At 55.9% G+C, this 1,757-nt stretch carries 2 protein-coding genes and 1 pseudogene; all 3 read left to right on the top strand.

Annotation, left to right across the window (positions count from 1 at the left end; genetic code table 11):
* Positions 1-282: pseudogene (locus A3754_RS23085) on the top strand (elongation factor Ts); the annotation flags it as partial.
* A 241-nt stretch (positions 283-523) separates the two neighbouring features.
* Positions 524-1,261, top strand: a complete 738-nt coding sequence (pyrH, locus tag A3754_RS23080) for a UMP kinase (protein ID WP_063521455.1) — start codon at positions 524-526, stop codon at positions 1,259-1,261.
* A gap of 36 nt (positions 1,262-1,297) precedes the next feature.
* Positions 1,298-1,757 (top strand): ribosome recycling factor (gene frr, locus A3754_RS23075; protein ID WP_063521454.1); only part of this gene is annotated, 460 nt, incomplete at its 3' end.

Here is a 1,757-nt window from a genome sequence, read left to right as displayed (position 1 = left end):
GTGCTGGAAAAAGAGAAAGAGATCATCCGCGCCCAGCCTGATATGGAAGGCAAGCCGGCTGAGATCGTTGAGAAAATGCTCGGCGGCCGTATCAACAAGTTCCTGAAAGAAGTGAGCTTGCTGGACCAGCCGTTCGTGAAAGATCCGAATACCACTGTCGGTGCGCTGGTTAAAGCGGCCGGTGCTGAAATCGTCGCTTTCGAGCGTCTGGTTGTCGGCGAAGGTATCGAGAAAGAAGAAGTCGACTTCGCGGCCGAAGTGGAAGCTGCGGCCAAAGGCTAAGGCTCGNGAGTTCGATGTGCAAAAGGGCGCCTTGCTGGCTTGACTAGCAGGGCGTTTTTTTCGCCTGTTGAACGGCAGAAAGTGAAAAGCGCTTGCAACCATCGTGCGGGGCGGTACTGTGCTATGCAGCACAGGCTCGTGCGTTTGAATGCAGTGAAAGGCCGGCCTGGGCCGGTAAAAATGATGACGATGGCGGGTTATTCATGGGTGGCGGTTTCGTATGAGTGGTGGAGAGAAAGACATGCCGACGAACAAGGAGCGCTCACCGCGCTATAACCGTATTCTGCTCAAGCTGAGTGGTGAGGCGCTGGCGGGTGAAGAGGGGTTCGGTATCGACCCGAAGGTACTGGATGCCATTTCCCTGGAAATCGGCCAATTGGTTGGCATCGGCGTTCAGGTCGGCCTGGTTGTTGGCGGTGGTAATCTGTTTCGTGGCGCGGCGCTGCAGAGCGCCGGCCTGGACCGGGTCGCCGGGGACCATATGGGCATGCTGGCCACGGTGATGAATGGCCTGGCCCTGCGCGATGCCCTGGAGCGCTCCAATATCCGCACTCGCCTGATGTCGGCGATCCCCATGAGTGGTGTGGTGGAGCACTATGATCATCGCAATGCCAATCGCCACCTGAAAAACGGTGAAGTGGTGATCTTCTGTGCCGGTACCGGCAATCCCTTCTTTACCACCGACTCTGCTGCCTGCTTGCGCGGCATTGAAATCAGTGCCGATGTGGTATTGAAGGCCACCAAGGTGGATGGGGTCTATAATGATGATCCGGTGAAAAACCCGGATGCGGTCAAATACGACACCTTGACCTATGATGAGGTGCTGGATAAAAAGCTGGGTGTCATGGATCTGACGGCTATTTGTCTGTGCCGCGACCATGCCATGCCGTTGCGTGTTTTTGATATGAACAAGAAGGGTGCCCTGCTCAATCTGATGCTGGGCGGTAATGAAGGTACCCTGGTGGAAGCCGCGCAGTAAGCGCTGGCGATACCGCTGATAGAGCGAGGAATAACGGTGATTGACGATATTCGCAGTGATGCGCAAAGCCGCATGAAAAAGAGTCTTGAGGCACTGGATTCAGCCATGAAACGGGTGCGGACCGGTCGGGCACATCCCAGCCTGCTGGACAATATTACCATTGAGTATTATGGCGCTGAGACGCCGCTCAACCAGATGGGTAATATCTCGGTGGAAGAAGGCAGAACGCTGACGGTTTCGCCGTTCGACAAGTCAATGATTCCGCAGATCGAACGTGCCATCCTGATGTCCGATCTGGGCCTGAACCCGTCCACGTCCGGCACCCTGATTCGTTTACCGCTGCCGCCGCTGACCGAGGAAACCCGCAAGGATCTGGTGAAGGTGGTGCGCGCAGAAGCTGAACAGGCTCGTGTCTCTATTCGCAACATTCGCCGTGACGCCAACAGCGACCTGAAAGAGCTACTCAAGGAAAAAGAAATTTCCGAGGATGAGCAGC

The organism is Alcanivorax sp. HI0083 (assembly GCF_001635175.1).
Note: the sequence above shows the minus strand (reverse complement) of the source record. Positions and strands in the feature narration are given on the sequence as shown.